The organism is Sphingomonas sp. AC449, from assembly GCF_979253475.1.
In genome coordinates, this window is record NZ_CEEDCZ010000002.1 from 569,095 (window position 1) to 585,796 (window position 16,702).

The 16,702-nt window shown below is 67.8% G+C and carries 17 protein-coding genes; 13 read left to right on the forward strand and 4 right to left on the reverse strand.

What is annotated here, in order from left to right:
• Positions 1-28 precede the first annotated feature (28 nt).
• The 3 genes from mutM to dnaA all read left to right on the forward strand — a co-directional run bounded on the left by mutM (position 29) and on the right by dnaA (position 3,191).
• The gene (gene mutM, locus AC0CH3_RS06250; protein WP_354302690.1) at positions 29-844 is read left to right on the forward strand and encodes a bifunctional DNA-formamidopyrimidine glycosylase/DNA-(apurinic or apyrimidinic site) lyase; all 816 of its coding nucleotides are present in this window, start codon (positions 29-31) and stop codon (positions 842-844) included.
• A 107-nt stretch (positions 845-951) separates the two neighbouring features.
• Positions 952-1,215 carry a 30S ribosomal protein S20 gene (gene rpsT / locus AC0CH3_RS06255; protein WP_031394736.1) on the forward strand — a complete coding sequence of 88 codons (264 nt, stop codon included), beginning with the start codon at positions 952-954 and terminating at the stop codon, positions 1,213-1,215.
• A 437-nt stretch (positions 1,216-1,652) separates the two neighbouring features.
• Entirely contained in the window at positions 1,653-3,191 is a 1,539-nt protein-coding gene (dnaA, locus tag AC0CH3_RS06260; RefSeq protein WP_465237703.1) for a chromosomal replication initiator protein DnaA, read from the forward strand.
• Positions 3,192-3,362: 171 nt separating this feature from the next.
• Here the strand turns inward: dnaA and trpS are convergent, their stop codons facing one another.
• The 3 genes from trpS to secB are packed head-to-tail and all read right to left on the reverse strand — an operon-like array spanning position 3,363 to position 6,478.
• On the reverse strand, positions 3,363-4,370 hold the full coding sequence (gene trpS, locus AC0CH3_RS06265; RefSeq protein ID WP_354302697.1) for a tryptophan--tRNA ligase: 1,008 nt from the start codon (positions 4,368-4,370) through the stop codon (positions 3,363-3,365).
• An 8-nt stretch (positions 4,371-4,378) separates the two neighbouring features.
• Positions 4,379-5,944 carry a murein biosynthesis integral membrane protein MurJ gene (murJ, locus tag AC0CH3_RS06270; protein ID WP_354302699.1) on the reverse strand — a complete coding sequence of 522 codons (1,566 nt, stop codon included), beginning with the start codon at positions 5,942-5,944 and terminating at the stop codon, positions 4,379-4,381.
• A gap of 24 nt (positions 5,945-5,968) precedes the next feature.
• Complete coding sequence (gene secB / locus AC0CH3_RS06275; RefSeq protein ID WP_333996665.1) at positions 5,969-6,478, reverse strand: protein-export chaperone SecB; 510 nt, start codon at positions 6,476-6,478, stop codon at positions 5,969-5,971.
• Between the two features lie 175 nt (positions 6,479-6,653).
• Between secB and AC0CH3_RS06280 the strand changes: the two genes are divergently transcribed.
• The 10 genes from AC0CH3_RS06280 to AC0CH3_RS06325 all read left to right on the forward strand — a co-directional run bounded on the left by AC0CH3_RS06280 (position 6,654) and on the right by AC0CH3_RS06325 (position 15,641).
• Complete coding sequence (locus AC0CH3_RS06280; protein ID WP_354302864.1) at positions 6,654-7,298, forward strand: Tim44/TimA family putative adaptor protein; 645 nt, start codon at positions 6,654-6,656, stop codon at positions 7,296-7,298.
• Entirely contained in the window at positions 7,298-8,662 is a 1,365-nt protein-coding gene (mltA, locus tag AC0CH3_RS06285; protein WP_354302866.1) for a murein transglycosylase A, read from the forward strand. The genes AC0CH3_RS06280 and mltA overlap by 1 nt, the downstream gene beginning before the upstream one ends.
• Positions 8,637-9,233, forward strand: coding sequence for a Smr/MutS family protein (locus tag AC0CH3_RS06290; protein WP_056021778.1), 597 nt, complete (start codon positions 8,637-8,639; stop codon positions 9,231-9,233). The genes mltA and AC0CH3_RS06290 overlap by 26 nt, the downstream gene beginning before the upstream one ends.
• 370 nt (positions 9,234-9,603) lie before the next feature.
• The gene (locus tag AC0CH3_RS06295) at positions 9,604-10,176 is read left to right on the forward strand and encodes a hypothetical protein (RefSeq protein WP_354302701.1); all 573 of its coding nucleotides are present in this window, start codon (positions 9,604-9,606) and stop codon (positions 10,174-10,176) included.
• A gap of 23 nt (positions 10,177-10,199) precedes the next feature.
• The gene (locus AC0CH3_RS06300; RefSeq protein WP_354302703.1) at positions 10,200-10,688 is read left to right on the forward strand and encodes a hypothetical protein; all 489 of its coding nucleotides are present in this window, start codon (positions 10,200-10,202) and stop codon (positions 10,686-10,688) included.
• 13 nt (positions 10,689-10,701) lie between these two features.
• The gene (locus AC0CH3_RS06305; RefSeq protein ID WP_465237704.1) at positions 10,702-13,260 is read left to right on the forward strand and encodes a TcfC E-set like domain-containing protein; all 2,559 of its coding nucleotides are present in this window, start codon (positions 10,702-10,704) and stop codon (positions 13,258-13,260) included.
• 17 nt (positions 13,261-13,277) lie between these two features.
• A complete protein-coding gene (locus AC0CH3_RS06310; protein ID WP_354302707.1) occupies positions 13,278-13,958 on the forward strand; it encodes a hypothetical protein in 681 nt (226 codons plus the stop codon).
• Positions 13,959-14,173: 215 nt separating this feature from the next.
• Positions 14,174-14,449, forward strand: coding sequence for a hypothetical protein (locus AC0CH3_RS06315; RefSeq protein WP_056021793.1), 276 nt, complete (start codon positions 14,174-14,176; stop codon positions 14,447-14,449).
• Between the two features lie 17 nt (positions 14,450-14,466).
• Positions 14,467-15,291 carry a hypothetical protein gene (locus AC0CH3_RS06320; protein ID WP_457325685.1) on the forward strand — a complete coding sequence of 275 codons (825 nt, stop codon included), beginning with the start codon at positions 14,467-14,469 and terminating at the stop codon, positions 15,289-15,291.
• The gene (locus AC0CH3_RS06325; protein WP_354302710.1) at positions 15,288-15,641 is read left to right on the forward strand and encodes a Rap1a/Tai family immunity protein; all 354 of its coding nucleotides are present in this window, start codon (positions 15,288-15,290) and stop codon (positions 15,639-15,641) included. The genes AC0CH3_RS06320 and AC0CH3_RS06325 overlap by 4 nt, the downstream gene beginning before the upstream one ends.
• Before the next feature lie 33 nt (positions 15,642-15,674).
• On the opposite strand, the gene AC0CH3_RS06330 is transcribed toward AC0CH3_RS06325, so the two are convergent.
• Positions 15,675-16,232, reverse strand: coding sequence for an energy transducer TonB (locus AC0CH3_RS06330; protein WP_354302712.1), 558 nt, complete (start codon positions 16,230-16,232; stop codon positions 15,675-15,677).
• Positions 16,233-16,702 lie beyond the last annotated feature (470 nt).

A 16,702-nucleotide genomic window follows, 5' to 3' on the forward strand; every position in this document is an offset into this window, starting at 1 on the left:
GCGGGCAAACGCAACCTAGCTGCAAATCGTGCCAGAGTTACCAGAAGTCGAAACCACCGTGCGCGGGCTGGAGCCCGTGCTGAAGGGCCAGCGCCTGACCTCGGTCGAGCCGCGCCGTGCCGACCTGCGCAAGGCGATCCCGGTCGATCTGCGTCAGCGGATGACCGGGGCGACCGTCACTGCGCTCGGCCGCCGCGCGAAATACGGGCTGATCGACACCGATCGCGGGGATACCCTGGTGTTCCATCTCGGCATGTCGGGACGCTGGCGAGTCGATCCGAGCGAACTGCTCGCGCATGATCATTTGCTGATCGGAACGGCTGCGGGGCGGGTCGTCGCACTCAACGATCCGCGACGCTTCGGCTTTCTCGATCTCTGGGCGACCGACGATATCGCCCACTATCCCCCGTTCCTGAGCATGGGGCCCGAGCCGCTCGGCCCCGATCTGACCGGCGCGTATCTGCTCGACGCGCTCGAGGGGCGCGGCGCGTCGATCAAGGCGATGCTGCTCGATCAGCGAATCGTCGCGGGGCTCGGCAATATCTATGTGTGCGAGGCGCTGCACATGGCGAGGATCGCGCCGAGCCGTGCGGCGGGGCGGATCTCGTTGTTCCGGCTCGACCGTCTGGTCGAGGCGATTCGCGCGGTGCTGACCGCAGCGATCCTTGCCGGCGGCTCGTCGCTGCGCGATTATGTCAGGCCCGACGGCGAACTCGGCTATTTCTCCAAGCAGTGGCGCGTCTATGGTCGCGAGGGCGAGCCGTGCGAATGCGGCGCGGTCGTGCGGCGGCGTACCGAAGGCGGGCGCTCGACCTTCTGGTGTCCCCGCTGCCAACGCGGCTGATCGAAGTCGGTTGACGATTCGGCGCGGAGTGGCTAGGGCCGCGGCTTCGAGAGGGCGTAGGAGCAATCCGGCGCCCCTTTTCATCATTCGAACATCCAGAGGGCTTCATGGCGAACACGCCGCAGGCGAAAAAGCGTATCCGTCGCAACGACCGTCGCGCGGAAGTGAACGGCAACCGCGTCGGCCGTATCCGTACCTTCATCAAGAAGGTCGAGGCCGCACTGGCTTCGGGCGACAAGGGCGCAGCGACCACCGCACTGGCCGCGGCACAGCCTGAGCTCCAGCGCGGCGTCGCCAAGGGCGTGCTGCACAAGAACACCGCGAGCCGCAAGTTCGCGCGTCTGACCAAGGCCGTGACCGGGCTCGCCTGAGCGAACCGTCACTGCTGCGTAGATCACCCGCCGGGGTTTCTCCGGCGGGTTTTTTGCGTCTGCGAAGGGAACCGATCGCGTGGTTGCGCAACCCTAGGATTCCCCGCGATTCGAGTGGCGCGACGTCAAGCCGCACCAAGCCATAAAACGCAAAAAATGCGTAAACACAGCCACTTATAAAAATATCGACGCATTTCCGGGGGTTGATCAAGTCAACCCGCTTTATTTCGAAAATGTGACGTGCGTGGGCCTTGCTACACGGGCCGATCGCTTCATAACTGCAACCCGCAGCGGCGGTGAATCACGGACGTGGATCATCACCGCGCGGGCAATAGGGCGAAGATGCCGGGCGGTCTAAATGGCTGTCGCGGGGTATCATTTTCTGTCGGGACTATATCACCAGCGTGGCTGTCGCGCGGGGTCGGAGAAGCGTGCGCGTGACGAATTTGCGAGGATCGACCGTGCATGCGACCGAGGCCGAAAAGGCCTGGGGCCGCGTGCGTGCGTCGTTGCGCGAATCCGCGGGCGCGCGGCTGTTCGAGCAATGGCTGAAACCCATCGAGTTGATCCCGAGCGAGGACAGCGACGCGATTCGGCTCGCGCTGCCCTCGGCGTTCATGACCAACTGGGTCCGCAATCATTATGCGGACCGGCTTGCGCTCGAATTCCGCCAGATCATGCCGCAGGTCCGCACCGTGCAGATCGAGACGCGCGCGCCCGGCCCCGCGCCGGTCGTGCTCGCGATCGTCCCCGATGAGCCCGCACCGCAGGCTGTACCGGCTGTCGAGGCGGAGGATGCCAAAGCGGAGTCGGCAATGACGGCGAATGCGGCATCGAAACCTGCCCCCGCGCCGGTCGTCGAGCCCGCACAGGCGTCGTTGAAGTTCGGCGTCGACCCGGCGCTGAAGCCGGCGCCGTCCGCCGCCGATACGATCGCGGCCCACCTTCCAGAACGCCCGCCGCTCGATCCGCGCTACACGTTCGAGCGCTTCGTCGTCGATCCGTCGAACAAGGTCGCGTTCAACGCCGCCAAGGTGCTCGCCGAGCCGGGTCCGGTGCGGTTCAGCCCGCTGTTCCTGCATAGCGACACAGGGCAGGGCAAGACTCATCTGATGCACGCGATCGGCCACGCGTTTCTTGCAGCCAACCCGCGCGCGACGGTGCTGTGCATGTCCGCCGAGCGGTTCATGTATGATTTCGTCGCATCGATGCGCGCGCGCGACACGCATGCGTTCAAGCAGCGCCTGCGCGGCGCGGACCTGCTGCTGATCGACGATCTCCAGTTCATCGCCGGGAAGGACGCGACGCAGGAAGAATTCTTCCACACGGTCAACGAGATCATGGCGGCGGGCAAGCGGCTGGTGATCTCCGCGGATCGCTGCCCGCAGGCACTCGAGGGTGTCGAATCGCGGATCATCAGCCGGATGGCGGTCGGTCTCGTCGCGGACATCAAGGCGCCCGATCTCGAACTGCGCCGGACGATCCTCGACCGCAAGCTGGTCGACCTGCCCGACATGCGCGTGCCCACCGACGTGCTCGACCTGCTCGCGAGCCGGATCCACGCGAACATCCGCGAGCTCGAAGGCGCGCTAAACCGCGTCGTCGCCTATGCGCAACTGACGGGCGACACGATCGACCTCGATTTCGCCGTGGCGACATTGGGCGAGGTGCTTCGCGGGGCGCAGAAGCGTGTGACGATCGACGAGATCCAGAAGCTCGTGTCCGCGCATTTCGAGCTGAAGCCACTCGACCTGATTTCGGCGCGGCGCGCGCGTGCGGTCGCGCGGCCGCGGCAGATCGCGATGTATCTCGCCAAGCGGCTGACGACGCGGTCGCTGCCCGAGATCGGCCGGCGGTTCGGCGGGCGCGATCACTCGACAGTGATCCATGCGGTCCGCAAGATCGAGGAACTGCGCGACCAGGACCGCGATATCGACGCGGCGGTGCGTGTGCTGATGCGCGAGCTCGAGGGCTGAGGCTAGTCGCACCCGCCGCCGGCATCCTGACGAAAGTCAGGATCCAGAGTTACAAACCACACCGCTCGTGACCCTGGATCCTGACTTTCGTCAGGATGACGGGAGGGCGTCAGGATGACGGGGGCATCACGATGACGGGAGGGTGCGTCGGCGCAACGGGTGCGCGGCAGCCTAGACCTGCAACCCCATCGCATCCTGCGTACGCTTGAGCACCGGCGCCGCCAGCGCGCGCGCCTTCTCCGCGCCGTCGCGCAGCACCGCGGTCACCGCGCTGCGATCGTCGAGCAGCCGCACCATCTCGTCACGGATCGGCCCGAGCTTGGCGACCGCGAGATCCGCCAGCGCCGGCTTGAACGCGCCGAACCCCTTGCCCCCATATTCGCCCAGCACGGTCGCGACGTCGGAGTCTGCCAGCGCGGCATAGATCGTCAGCAGGTTGCGCGCCTCCGCCCGGTCGCCGAGTTCCTCGACCGTGGCGGGGAGCAGGTCGGGATCGGTCTTGGCCCTGCGGAACTTGTCTGCGATCGTGTCGTCGCTGTCGATCAGCTTGACCACCGACTGTTCGGACGGGTTCGACTTCGACATCTTCGCCGACGCATCGCGCAAGCTCATGACGCGCGGCGCCGCCTTGCTGATCAGCGGCGCGGGGAGCGTGAACAGGTCGACGCCGTAATCGCCGTTGAACTTGGTCGCGATGTCGCGTGCGAGCTCGAGATGCTGCTTCTGGTCCTCGCCGACCGGCACGTGGGTCGCATTGTAGAGCAGCACGTCGGCGGCCATCAGCACCGGATAGTCATACAGCCCGACGCTCGCGCCCTCGCGGTTCTTGCCCGCCTTGTCCTTGAACTGCGTCATGCGGTTCAGCCAGCCGACGCGCGCGACGGTGTTGAGCAGCCACGCCATCTCGCTGTGCGCGGGCACGCGCGCCTGGTTGAACAGGATCGACTTGGCCGGATCGATCCCCGCCGCAATCATCGTCGCGGCGACCTCGATCGTGTGCGACGACAGTTCGGCGGGTGCGATCCATTCGGTCGGCGCATGCAGGTCGGCGATGAAGAACATCGACTCGCCGCCCTGCGCAACGACGTCGTCCTGCAGCGTCACCCACTGCTTCACCGCCCCCAGGTAATTGCCGAGATGGAGATTACCGGTGGGCTTGATGCCGGAGACGACGCGCATGGGAAAACCTATCTGGAACGACGCAGAAGCGTGGAAATGTCGCCCAGCCGGAACGCGCCGGTGAGCAGGGTGGCGATCGCATAGACGACACCGCCGGTCGCGACCAGCACCAGCATCGCCCCCCAGCGCTCGGTTCCAGTCCCCGTCACGAACGGCTGGAACAGGTCGTTGAGGAAATACATGACGCCGCCCATGATCAGCGCCGCGACGAGCAGGCGCCACGTCCGCCGCACGAGCCGTGCATCGGGGGTGAAATGCCCGCGGCGGACGAGCGTGCGATAGAGCATCGCGACGTTGACCGTGCTCGCGATCGCGGTGGCGAGCGGCGGGCCCATATGGCCGAGCGGCTTGATGAAGGCGAGGTTGAGGACGAGGTTCACGACCATCGACATCGTCGCATAGCGCACCGGCGTCCGCGTGTCCGAGCGCGCGTAATAGCCCGGCGTCAGCACCTTCACGAGGATGTATGACGGCAGCCCGATCGAGAAGGCGGCGAGCGCCTGCGCGGTCAGCACGCTGTCCTCGAGCGCGAACTTGCCGTGTTGGAACAGCGCGCCGACGATCGGCACGCCGCACACGATCAGCGCCACCGTCGCCGGCAGCGTCAGGAACAGCGCGAGCTCCATGCCGCGGTTCTGCGTCGCCATCGCCTCCGCCTCCTCGCCGCGGCCGAGCTGGCGCGAGATGGTGGGGAGCAGGACGGTGCCGAGCCCGATGCCGATCAGCCCGAGCGGCAGCTGGTTTAGTCGGTCGGCGAAATAGATGTACGAGACCGAACCCGCAGGCAGCAGGGCGGCGGCGAGCGCGGTCGAGACGACGAGGTTGATCTGCACCGCACCCGCACCCGCGGCGGCGGGCCAGATCAGCGCCATGAGCCGCTTCACGTCGGGATTGAGCTGCGGACGCTTGAGCCGGAGCACGACACCCGATCGGCGGCAGGCGTAGATCAGCCAGAGAAGCTGGAGCGCGCCCGACACCGTCACCGCGATCGCCTGGTTGCGCGCGGTGAGCAGCGGCTGGTGCTCGTGGAACAGCAGCAGCGCGGCGATCAGCGTCGCGTTGAGCAGGATCGGCGCGGCGGCGTTGATCCAGAATTTGTGCAGCGAATTGAGGATGCCGCCGAGCAGCGAGACGAGGCTGATCAGCAGCAGATAGGGCAGGGTGATGCGCGAGAGGTGGACGACATAGGCGAACCGCTCCGCACTCGCGCCGTTGAACCCGAAGGTCAGCAGCCAGGTGACGGGCCATGCCGCGAGCTCGAGCAGCACCGTCATGCCGATGAGCACGGGCAGCAGTACCGACAGCGCGTCCTCGGCGAACCTGATGCCATCGGGCAGGCCGCGGCCGTCCTTGTCGCCAACCTTGCGGTTGAACATCGGGATGAACGCGGCGGAGAACGCACCCTCGGCGAAGAGCGCGCGGAACATGTTGGGCAGGCGAAACGCGATCAGGAACGCGTCGGAGGCGAACCCCGCGCCCACGAACCGCGCGAACAGCGAGTCGCGGACGAGCCCCAGGACCCGGCTGGCGAGCGTCAGCCCGCCAACCGATCCCAGCGCCTTGGCGAGGTTCATCCGATCAGCCCCCGATCTCCCGGATCAGGCCTGGCCGAAATCGCCGACGTTCGGCTGGATGCCCTGCTGCTCGGACTGCTGGACGTAGAGCTGCGCGAAATCGATCGGCTCGAGCAGCAGCGGCGGGAAGCCACCGTCGCGCACGGCGTCGGACAGCACGCGACGTGCGAACGGGAACAGCAGGCGCGGGGCCTCGCCCAGCAGGAAGGGCTGGACATGCTCGGCGGGGATGTTGCGCAGCCCGAACAGCCCCGCAAAGGACAGGTCGACGATGAACGCGACCTGGCCATCGGTCTCGGCACGGACGTCGATCTTGAGCACGACCTCGTGCACTTCGTCGCCGACCTGTGCCGCGCCGATGTTGAACTGCACGTCGATCGCGGGCGGCGTCTGGTTCTGATAGACTGCGGGGGCGTTCGGGTTCTCGAACGAGAGGTCCTTGACGTACTGCGAGATCAAGCCGGCTGCAGGCGCTTCGTCGGCACCATTGGCAAGCGGCTGATCTGCGATCGTCATGCCGTTCTGGTCGTCCATGATCTGCAAGTCCTTCATGCGAATGAAATTGGACCGAAGCGGAGGTGTCGCGCGTTCGTGTCTTGAGGCGGTGCGCGTAGCAGTGCCCGACGGGCGTTTCAACGGCTTCGGATTTTGCAGCGGGTTTGAATCGTAACGCCTTTGGCCTATGTTGGCCGGAAGATCGGAGGCCGTGTTGTTTTACGTTGTTCTTCTCGCGATGGTCGCAGGGTTTCTTGCGATGCGTCTCTATAGCGTGCTCGGGAAGCGAACCGGTCATGAGCAGCCCTTGCCCCGTGCGGCCGAGGAGCGTCCCGCGCAGGTGCCGATCGTTCGCACGGTCGATGCGACGCCCGAACAGCGGACGATCGCGAACCGCAACATCGAGCCGCGCGCGGAGCCCGCGCTGCGCTCGATCGTCGCCGGCGAGCCGGGGTTCGACGTCAACCAGTTCCTCGAGGGCGCGCAGGCGGCGTATCGCATGACGCTCGAGGCGTTCTGGAAGGGTGACGCGGACACGCTGGCCACGCTGGCGAACGACGACGTCCGCGCGGCGTTCGTCGAGGCGATCGAGGCCCGCAAGGCGGCGGGTGAGACGCTCGACAATCGCCTCGTGACGATCGAGCGCGCGGTCATCGCGGATGCAGCGGTGTCCGGTCGCGACGCCAGCATCACGGTGCGGTTCGATGCGGATATCGCCGCGATCACGCGCAACGAGGCGGGCGAGGTCATTGCCGGCTCGCTTACCGACGCGGTCGAGACGCATGACGTGTGGACGTTTGCGCGGACGCTGAAGAGCAGCGATCCGAACTGGAAGCTGGCGGATACCGACGAGGCGTGATGCGCGCTCGGGGGGGAATCGTCGGGGGACTGGCTCTTGCCGTCGCCCTGAGCGGGTGCGTGGGCGGCGTTGCGCCCCCCACCGATCGTCCGTCGGCCGGTCGCCCGCCAATCGCCGGGACCGGTGATCCGCGTCCCAAGCCTGGTCGGGTCCATCCAATACGCGATGCAGGTAACAGCGAGAACATTCGCGGTATCCAGACTCCTGCGCGGATCATCGGCGCAGTGCCGATCCTCCCCGTTCCGGTTACGCCGCCGTTCGCGCCGGCCGATCGTGCCGTCGCCGCGGGTGTCGTTGCAGGCCCCGACATTGCAAGCTTGCCGATCAGCGAGCTTCAGGCCGAAGCCGCACGCGTCGCGTTTCTCACAAGTTGCCCGGGATTGCAGCGTCGCACCGATCAGTCAGGGCTCACGCGCGGCGCGGACTGGCAGCCCGCCTGCGCCGCTGCGGCGTCGGTTCCACGCGGTGGTGCGCGTACGTTCTTCACGCAGTGGTTCGAGGCGGTTCAGGTCGGCGACGGCAAGGCCTTCGCAACCGGCTATTACGAGCCCGAGATCGCCGGGTCGCTCGACCGGCGCGACGGCTATGCGCCGGTCTATGGCCGACCGCGCGATTTGATCGACGTCGATCTCGGCGCGTTTTCGACATCGCTCAAGGGCAAGAAGATCCGCGGGCGCGTGTCGGGCAGCAATTTCATTCCCTATTATGATCGTACCGCGATCGAGCAGGGTGCGCTGACCGACAGCGCGCCGATCCTCGCCTGGGCGAAGGATCCGGTCGAGCTGTTCTTCCTGCAGATCCAGGGGTCGGGACGCCTCCGGCTGCCCGACGGGTCGATCCTGCGGATCGGCTACGACACGCAGAACGGGCGCGATTATACCGGGATCGGCGCGCTGATGAAATCGCGCGGACTGCTCCAGCCAGGGCAGACATCGATGCAGGGGATCGTCGGCTGGCTCCACGATCATCCGGTCGAGGGGCAGGCGATCATGCGCGAGAACAAGAGTTTCGTCTTCTTCCGCGAACTTGACGGTCCGCCGCAGGGGGCGATGGGGTATGCCGTGACGGGGCAGGTCAGCGCGGCGGCGGACGTCAAGTTCGTCCCGCTCGGCGCGCCGGTCGTGTTGTCGCTCGACCGGCAGGATGCGACCGGGCTGTGGATCGCGCAGGACACGGGCGGCGCGATCAAGGGCAGCAACCGCTTCGACACCTTCTGGGGCGCAGGCGCCGCGGCGGAGGCGACCGCGGGCGGGATGGCGGGGCGTGGTACCGCGTTCCTGCTGCTGCCGATCGGTACGGTGGCGCGGCTCAACGCCGGAACAGCGAATGGAGCGCGCTATGACGGGTCGGCCGCTCAACGCTGACGAGGCGCAACTCTGGGCGCGCGTGATGGCCACCGTGCGCCCGATCCGCGCGGTGCCACTGCGGTCGGCCGTGCTTGCGCCACCAACGCCCGCTGCCGCACCCGCGAACGGGCCGGCACGCAAGGTGAAACCGACCAAGGGCATTCGCATGCCGACCCAGGCTGCGGCCGTGGTTTCCGCTCCGGCCAAGACTGCGCCGCGGGGCCTCGCTCCGGCGAACACGCTCGACGGCGGATGGGACAAGCGGCTGCTGCGCGGCGCCGTCAGTCCCGACAGTTCGATCGATCTTCACGGCCATACGCTGTCGTCGGCGCATGCGATCCTCGATACCGGGCTGGCGCGTGCGATCGCGCGCGGCGACCGTGTGCTGTTGTTGGTGACGGGCAAGCCGCCGCGCCCCGAAAGTGAGCGACCGCACGCACGCGGCGCGATCCGTGCCGCGGTGATCGACTGGCTGTCGATCTCGCGTCATGCGGGCGGTATCGTCGCGGTCCGCGGCGCGCATCCCCGCCACGGCGGCGCGGGCGCGCTCTACATCATCCTGCGCCGCAGCCGCGACGCGCTCGCCTGAAGACCCTGCCGCGGTCGCCGGCCCGGGCAGGCTCGCTCTCAATCCATCTTGGCGCGGCCGATACCGGCTGACGCCGTGGCAGACGATCGTGCAATCCGTCGACCGGCGAGGACGGTAGCGCCATGTGGAATAACTCGACAAACCGGTTCTGGTGATACTGAAACGGGAATGACTTCGATAAATCCCCTGTTTGCGAACCAGGCAACTCTGTAATTACGTTTCGTTAATCACGGCCTGCCAAATCGAAGTTCAACCACGGTTGCTGAACAGACTTTTGCCGACAGCAGCGATTGGGCGGAGAATGGCAGTGACTCTATTGGTGTATGGCGTTGCAACCGGTCCGGGTTCTATTAAGAACCGGATCATAACTATGGTTCGTGGCCGCATTTTGACACAGACGTCGAAACGACTGGGTCTGGCGGTGTGTTCTGCCGCCCCCGTCCTGCTGGCGTCGCCGGCATTGGCGTCGACGCAAGGCACGCTGGGCGCGACGTCGACGGGTAGCGTGCAAATCACGGTCTCCGTTCCAAGCCGCGTGCAGATCACCGGGCTTACCGACATCACACTCGCCAATGTCGACCCCGGCGCCGAAGCCCGGAAGCCGCAGGATACGTGCGTATGGAGCAATACCGCCACCAAGGGCTACACGATCACCGCGACCGGCAGCGGCACCGGAGGTGCGTTCACGCTGGCGTCGGGTGCGCTGACGCCCGTCACCTATGCGGTGGCGTGGAGCCAGCAATCGGGTCAGACGACGGGCACGGCGCTCGTCCCCGCAACCGCGTCGGCGGGCTTCGTGTCGACCGCGGTGCTGCCCGGTTGCGCGACGGCACCAACGACGACGTCGTCGCTGGTCGTGTCGATCGCGCCGGCCCAGCTTCAGACGATGGCATCGCTGACCAGCTATACCGGCACGTTGACGCTGCTCGTCAACCCGCTCTGACCGGCTGAGCGGCGCGCGGCGCGATGCGGGTCCTGCCGACGCTGCTGACCGGGATCGCGCTCGCGCTGTCGCCCTGTCTGCTTCAGCACGCATGGGCGCAGCAGGTGCAGATCACCAGGCTCGCCGACTTCAGCTTCGGTGTGCTGGCGACGACCGCGGGTGACGTGACGCAGAGCAGGAACGTGTGCGTCTCCGCCACATCGCTCGGGGGCGGCTACAGCATCCGCGCGATCGGCAGCGGCGGCGGTGGGGCCTTCACGCTCGCAGGGGTCGGCGCGCCGATGGCGTATGACGTGCAATGGGCGGCGCGTCCGAATCAGTCGAATGGCCTTGCCCTCCAGCCCGGCACCACGCGGGGCGGTCTCGTCTCGACGGCATTGGGGCTCAATCTCGGGTGCGTGCTCGGTAACGACTCGGCAAGCCTGATCATCGCGCTCCGCGCAGCCGATCTCAGCGCGGCGACCGCGGGTGCGTATACGGGTACGCTGACGTTGCTCGTCGCTGCAGAATAGCGGCGGATCGGCGATGTCTGAATCCGGACTCCGGCTCGACAGGCTGGCGGTGCCGCTGCTGCTTGCCGGCACGATCGCGCCGATCGTTGCCCGCGCGCAGGACAGCACCGGCAAGACGGGTGTCGTCGTCGGTCAGCCCGCGGGCTTCGATCAGCTCGCGAGCGTTCAGCAGGCGGTGGTCGACGTGCAGATCGGCGGCCGGATCGTCGGACAGGCGCAGATCACCCACGGGGCCGGGCGATTGACCTTCGTCGATGTCGAGGCGGTGATCGCGCTGATCCCGGACCTGCGCGATCCCGCCGCGATCCGCGCCGTCCTGGGCGCGCCCGAGCTCGATGCGCATGCCGAGCTCGTCTGTGCGGCCGACGCGGTCCCGGCGGCATGTGCCACGCTGCAACCCGCTGTCGCGGGCGTGGTCTTCGACGAGGCGCGGTTCCGCGTCGATATCGTCGTCAATCCGTCGGCCCTGTCCGTCCATGCCGCTGCCGAGCGCCACTTTCTGCCGCCGCCTTCCGCCGGGCTGTCGCTGGTCGATCAGTTTGGCGGGACGATCGCGGGGAGCGGCGGTACTGCCGAGATCGCGCTGAACAATCGTGCGATCCTCGGCTACCGCAACGCGCGGCTGCGCAACGAGATGTTCTATTCGTCGCGCTTCGGTCTGGTCGTCGATACGCTTGCCGCCGAACTCGACAAACCCGGCGTCCGCTATGCCGCCGGGGCGCTATGGGCGCCGGGTATAGATCTCACCGGCCGCCGCAAGATCGTCGGTGCGGGTGTGCAGAGCCAGCAGGATACGCGGCTCGACCGCATGCTGATCGCGGGAAGTCCGCTGGTCGTGTCGCTCGCAGTACGCTCGCGCGTCGACATCCTGCGCGAGGGGCGGCTGGTGTCGTCGCGGACCTATGACGCGGGAAACCACGCGCTCGACAGCTCGAGCCTGCCCGACGGCGCGTATGAGGTGATCCTGCGCATCCAGGAAGCGGGCGGCGCTGTTCGCGACGAGCGGCGTTTCTTTACCAAGGACGCCGCGATCGCGGCGGTCGGCGAGCCGATCTTCTTCGCCTATGCGGGGCTGCTCGCGAACGACCGCCGGGGGACGCCGGTCGCGGTGTCGCGGACGCCGTTCTACGAGGGGGGCGTGGCGCGCCGTCTGTCCCCGCATGTCGCGGTCGATGCGACGCTGCTGGGGACCGACCGCACCGCGATGCTCGAGCTGGGCGGCTATTGGCTCGGCGAACGCGCGCAGATCCGCGGTGCGGCGCTTGCCTCGGTCCGCCGCGATGCCGGTCTGCTTGTCCAGATTTCCTCGCCGGGATCCGCGAGATTGAACTACACGCTCGAAGCGCGGCGCGTGTGGAGCCGGGGCGACCGGCCGCTGATCCCGCTCGGCGACCTGTCGCGCGGCTATGATGTCGGCACGATCGACAGCGTCCGCGGGCTTGGCGCGGGATCGTTCGTCCAGGTCTACGGCACGCTCAGCTATACGCTGCGCCCGGGCCAGATCGGCGTCACCGGCTTCTACCGCGACGACGCCCGCGCCAGTCGCAGCTATGGGATCGGCCCCACGCTCTACATGCCGCTCATCGAGCGCGGCGGACTGCAGGTCAGTCTGCGCGGCGACATGACATTGTCCAACCGCGGCCGTTCGGCGTTTTTCGGGCTGAGCGTCCAACGTCTGCGCCGGGCGTCGTCGACCTATGCCAATGCCGGCATACGCACGATATCGGGCGCGGGGGGCGGCGCGCGCGATGGCGGCGGTTCGCGTCTCGGTGGCGGGACCGCGCTGGTCGGCGGGATCGGCGGTGCATGGCAGCGGGATGGCGTACTCGGCGGTAACGTCGCGCTGTCGGGTGGGCTCGAGCGCGAGGTCTATGGTGCGCTGGCGCGGGGGCATGCGGATCTTCGAACGCGCGCAGCGACGGTGTCCGCCGATCTCGCGCAGCCGGTCGGCGGGCGCAACGGCGCCACGCAATATGCGCTCGGCTTCCAGACGACGGCGGCCGTCAGCGGGCAGGGTCTCGCATTCGAAGGGCGCGAGCGGAGCGACAGCGTGATCCTCGTCGGGGTCGAGGGTGCCGGCCTCGATCCGAGTGCGACGTTCGAGCTGTTGATCGACGGCACGGTGCGGGGCGTCGTTCGCGCGGGGCGCACCGCGTCGGTGCTGGTGCCGGCCTATCGCCGCTATGCGGTGCGGATCCGGTCGACGGGCGCCGATCTGGTCCATGTCGACGGCGGCGCGCGCGACGTCAGCGTGTATCCCGGCACCGTCGCGCGCGCGTCTTGGACGGCGTACCCCGTCGTCGCGATGTTCGGTCGGATCGTCCATGCTGACGGTACGCCGATGGCGAACGCCGCGGTCCATGCGGGCGACGCGATCGGCACGACCGACGACAAGGGCTATTTCCAGATCGAGGCCGGCGTGCGGACAACGCTCAAGGTCCAGACCGCGGATGGCGGGCAATGCCGCCTGCCGGTCGCGGCGGCCCCGGGCGCGGAGGGCTATGCGGCGATCGGCACGCTGGTCTGCGTGCGCGCATTTTCATCGAGGCAGATGGCGGATTCGACGCCGTGACGAAGGAGGACGGGCATATGATGCGATGGATTGCGGCGCTGGCGTTCGCGACGCTGTTGGGGGCGACGCCGGCACGGGCGGACCTCGTGCTGAGCCAGGTCGTCGTCGATCTCGCGGCCAGCGGCCCGCCACGCGCCGATATCGAGGCGTGGAACACGGGGGCCGAGCGGATGTACGTCGTCGCCGAGCCGGCCGAGATCGTCGATCCCGGCACGCCGCGCGAACGCCGCGTTGCCAGCGTCGATCCCGCAGCGAGCGGCCTGCTGGTCACGCCGCAGAAGCTGATCCTAGAGCCCGGCGAGCGGCGGCTGTTGCGTATCGCGGTGATCGGTGCGCGGCGCGCGCGCGACCGGATCTACCGCGTCACCGTCAAGCCGGTCGCGGGCGAGATTTCCGCGGCGGGGTCGGCGCTGAAACTGCTCGTCGGCTATGACATGCTCGTGATCGTCCGCCCACCCGTGCTCGCCGGCACGATCACCGCCACCCGCGCCGCAACCGCGCTCGTACTGGCGAACACCGGCAGCACCAATGTCGAGCTCTACGAAGGGCGCCAGTGCGATGCGGCGGGCAAGGATTGCCGCACGCTCCCGCCACGCCGCCTGTATGCGGGTGCGGACTGGACGCAGACGATCGATCCGAACCGCCCCGTCGACTACCGGATCAAGACGGGGACCTCGGTCGAAACCCGCCGCTTTTGAGCGCCTGGTTTGGTTAACGTCCCGGCCCGACCGAGTCCGCACGGCGTTCGCGGGTCCGCCGATCGACGCCCGGCCGGCGCGCGTTTCCCGCCGCAGGATCTGCACGTCTCGACTAATATCGATTGTCAGTCCGACAGACCCCGCGCTGGGTGCGCAAATCCATCTTGGAGGTTCAAGCTATGCGTACAAGTTTCCCTAAATATTCGGCAGTTGCGATGATCTTGGTCGGATCGGTCGGGCTCGGCGGATGCGCCACAAAGGGCTTCGTCAGGGAGCAGATCGCAACCGTGAACACGCGGATCGACGGGATGGACGGCCGCCTTCGGACCGTCGAGGGAACGTCGGGTCAGGCGCTCACGCAGGCGCAGGCGGCCGCCGGTCAGGCGCAGCAGAACGCGCAGCGCATCGATCAGATCAACGGCCGCGTCGATGGCCTCGACCAGCAGATGCAGCAGCAGCAGCAGCGTCAGCAGCGCCGGCCCCGCGGCTAAGACCCGGCCCCGCACGCGTGTTCCAGACGACGGCGACAGCGCCTTTCCATGACGCCCGCCGTCTCGGCATCGCCGCCAGCGCCGTTCTCGCGCTGCTGGCGGCGCAGGCCGTGGCCGCTGCGCCGGTACCGGCAAAGGGTGTCGAGCGGCGGGCGCGCAAGGCGGTGCCCAAACCGCGTGCGGAACCGCTTGCCATCGAGCAGGCGGCGCTGGCGGACGCTCCGATGCCGTCGGAGGCGACCAATCGTCTTGTCGCCTGGGTCGCCGCCGCGAAGGACAATCGCGGCATGCCCTATATCGTCATCGACAAGCAGAATGCGTTGCTTCTGCTGTTCGGTGGCGATGGGCAGGCGCTGGGGCAGGCGCCCGTGCTGCTCGGTGTCGGCATCGGCGACGATTCGTCGCCCGGCGTCGGCGCGAAGAGCCTTGCCGAGATCGGCCCGGCCGAACGGACGACTCCGGCAGGGCGCTTCATCGCCAAGTTCGGTCGCGCGTTCGGCAATCAGCGCGTGCTGTGGGTCGATTATGCCAACTCGGTCGCGCTGCATGCGGTGATCACGACGAACAAGAAGGAGCGCCGGGTCGCGCGGCTGCTGTCGCCGACGCCCGACGACAATCGCGTCACGTTCGGCTGCATCAACGTCGGTACCAGTTTCTATACCAAGACGCTCCGCCCGCTGTTTCAGAAAAAGGGCGGGATCGTCTACGTCCTCCCCGACTCGCGGCCGGTCGACGAAGTGTTTCCCCGCCTGCGGCTGCTGCCGTACATACCGCCGGCCGGACCGCTCGCCACAGCGCCGGTCGATGCGGATCGACGGGCGGGTTCGGAAGGACGATCATGATCCTGTTGACGCTGGCCGCGCTGCTCATGGCCGACCCGCCGGCGCGGGGCACTCCGTCGCCCGGCGATGCGGTGGTCGTCAGTGCGCTCACCACCGAACAGCTCGTCGCGCAGTGCCGGGGCAAGGACGCCGATCCGACACCCGATTTCTGCACGGGCTACATCCTCGGTGCGTTCGACACGCTGTCGCGGTCCCGCCAGATCTGCCCGTCATCGACGCGCGCCACGACGGTCAAGGTTCTCGCGACCGTCCGCAAATATCTGCGCACGCGCGGGAAGACCGCGACCGGCGCACCCGCGTTCGTCGTCCGCGACGCCCTGCAGCGCGCATATCCCTGCAAACGCAAGTAACCGGGTGCGCGGCGCGGCGCCGACGTCATGCCGCTAGTCGCTGATCGTCCAGCCCTGCTCGACATTGCGCCCGCGGATGCCGCGCTGCGCTGCCAGCTTTTCAGCATAGCTCGGGCCATTTGGCGTCGCTGCGCTCGCCGTGCGCCGGGCTATCGCGGGCAAGCGGCGTTCAGGCGCGGGCAGGGGGCGCGACTGGACGACTGGCTCGGCTAAAGGCTGCGCTACCGGCCCTGCCACGGGACGCGCCACGGGCGAGGCTGCAGCGCCGTTCGCAGCGTCCGCGGGCGACGCGGGGACAGGCGTTGCGATCATGGTCGCGAGGCTTGCGGGCCAGCTGATACGCAGCCGCACCGATTGGCGTCGCGGGCTGCCCTTCGCGGATGTCGAGGTATAGCGGGCCTTGTCGATCGCGATCGCGCACGCCCTCACATCGAGCCGGGGCACGCCGCTTGATTCGACGACGCTGCACTGGTCGACCTTGCCCGTCGGATCGACGCCCAGTTGCAACAGCGTGTACGGCGGACCCGCTGCGGGTGCACGGGGCTTGAAGAAATTCGCCAGCGATTCGCAAAACGTTGGTTTGAAGTCCACCAGCCGCCCCCTGCGATCCCGGATCCTGCACGGGGCCGGCGGCGAGACCGGGGCGGCAGCGCCGGGTGCGTCCGCACCGATCGGCTGTTGCGGCGGCGGCGACGGGATGACGGCGGGGGCGGCCTGCACGAGCAGCATGGCGAGGTGAAGCATCGCTCACGGATGCATCAGCGGGCTTAAGATCCGGTTTCCGGCGCCAGGTTGCGGGCGATCCCAGCCTCGCGCTGCTGGACAGTTCCGCCCAGTTGCCGTTGCCCCGGCGGAAGCGGACATCGGTCCAGCTCGGCTGGGCGTCCGTGCCCGGGTGCTCGAAGACTCCTACACGGCTTGGAGGGGCCAGGAGCCAGTGCGGCATGTCTTGATAGTCAGGGCCGACGTCCGAAGCTCCGCGAGCTTGTAAGCGGGCGCTACGAGACGGGCCCGAGCAAAGCGCTAAGACGGCTGGCATCGATCATGAGGGTGACCCAGGA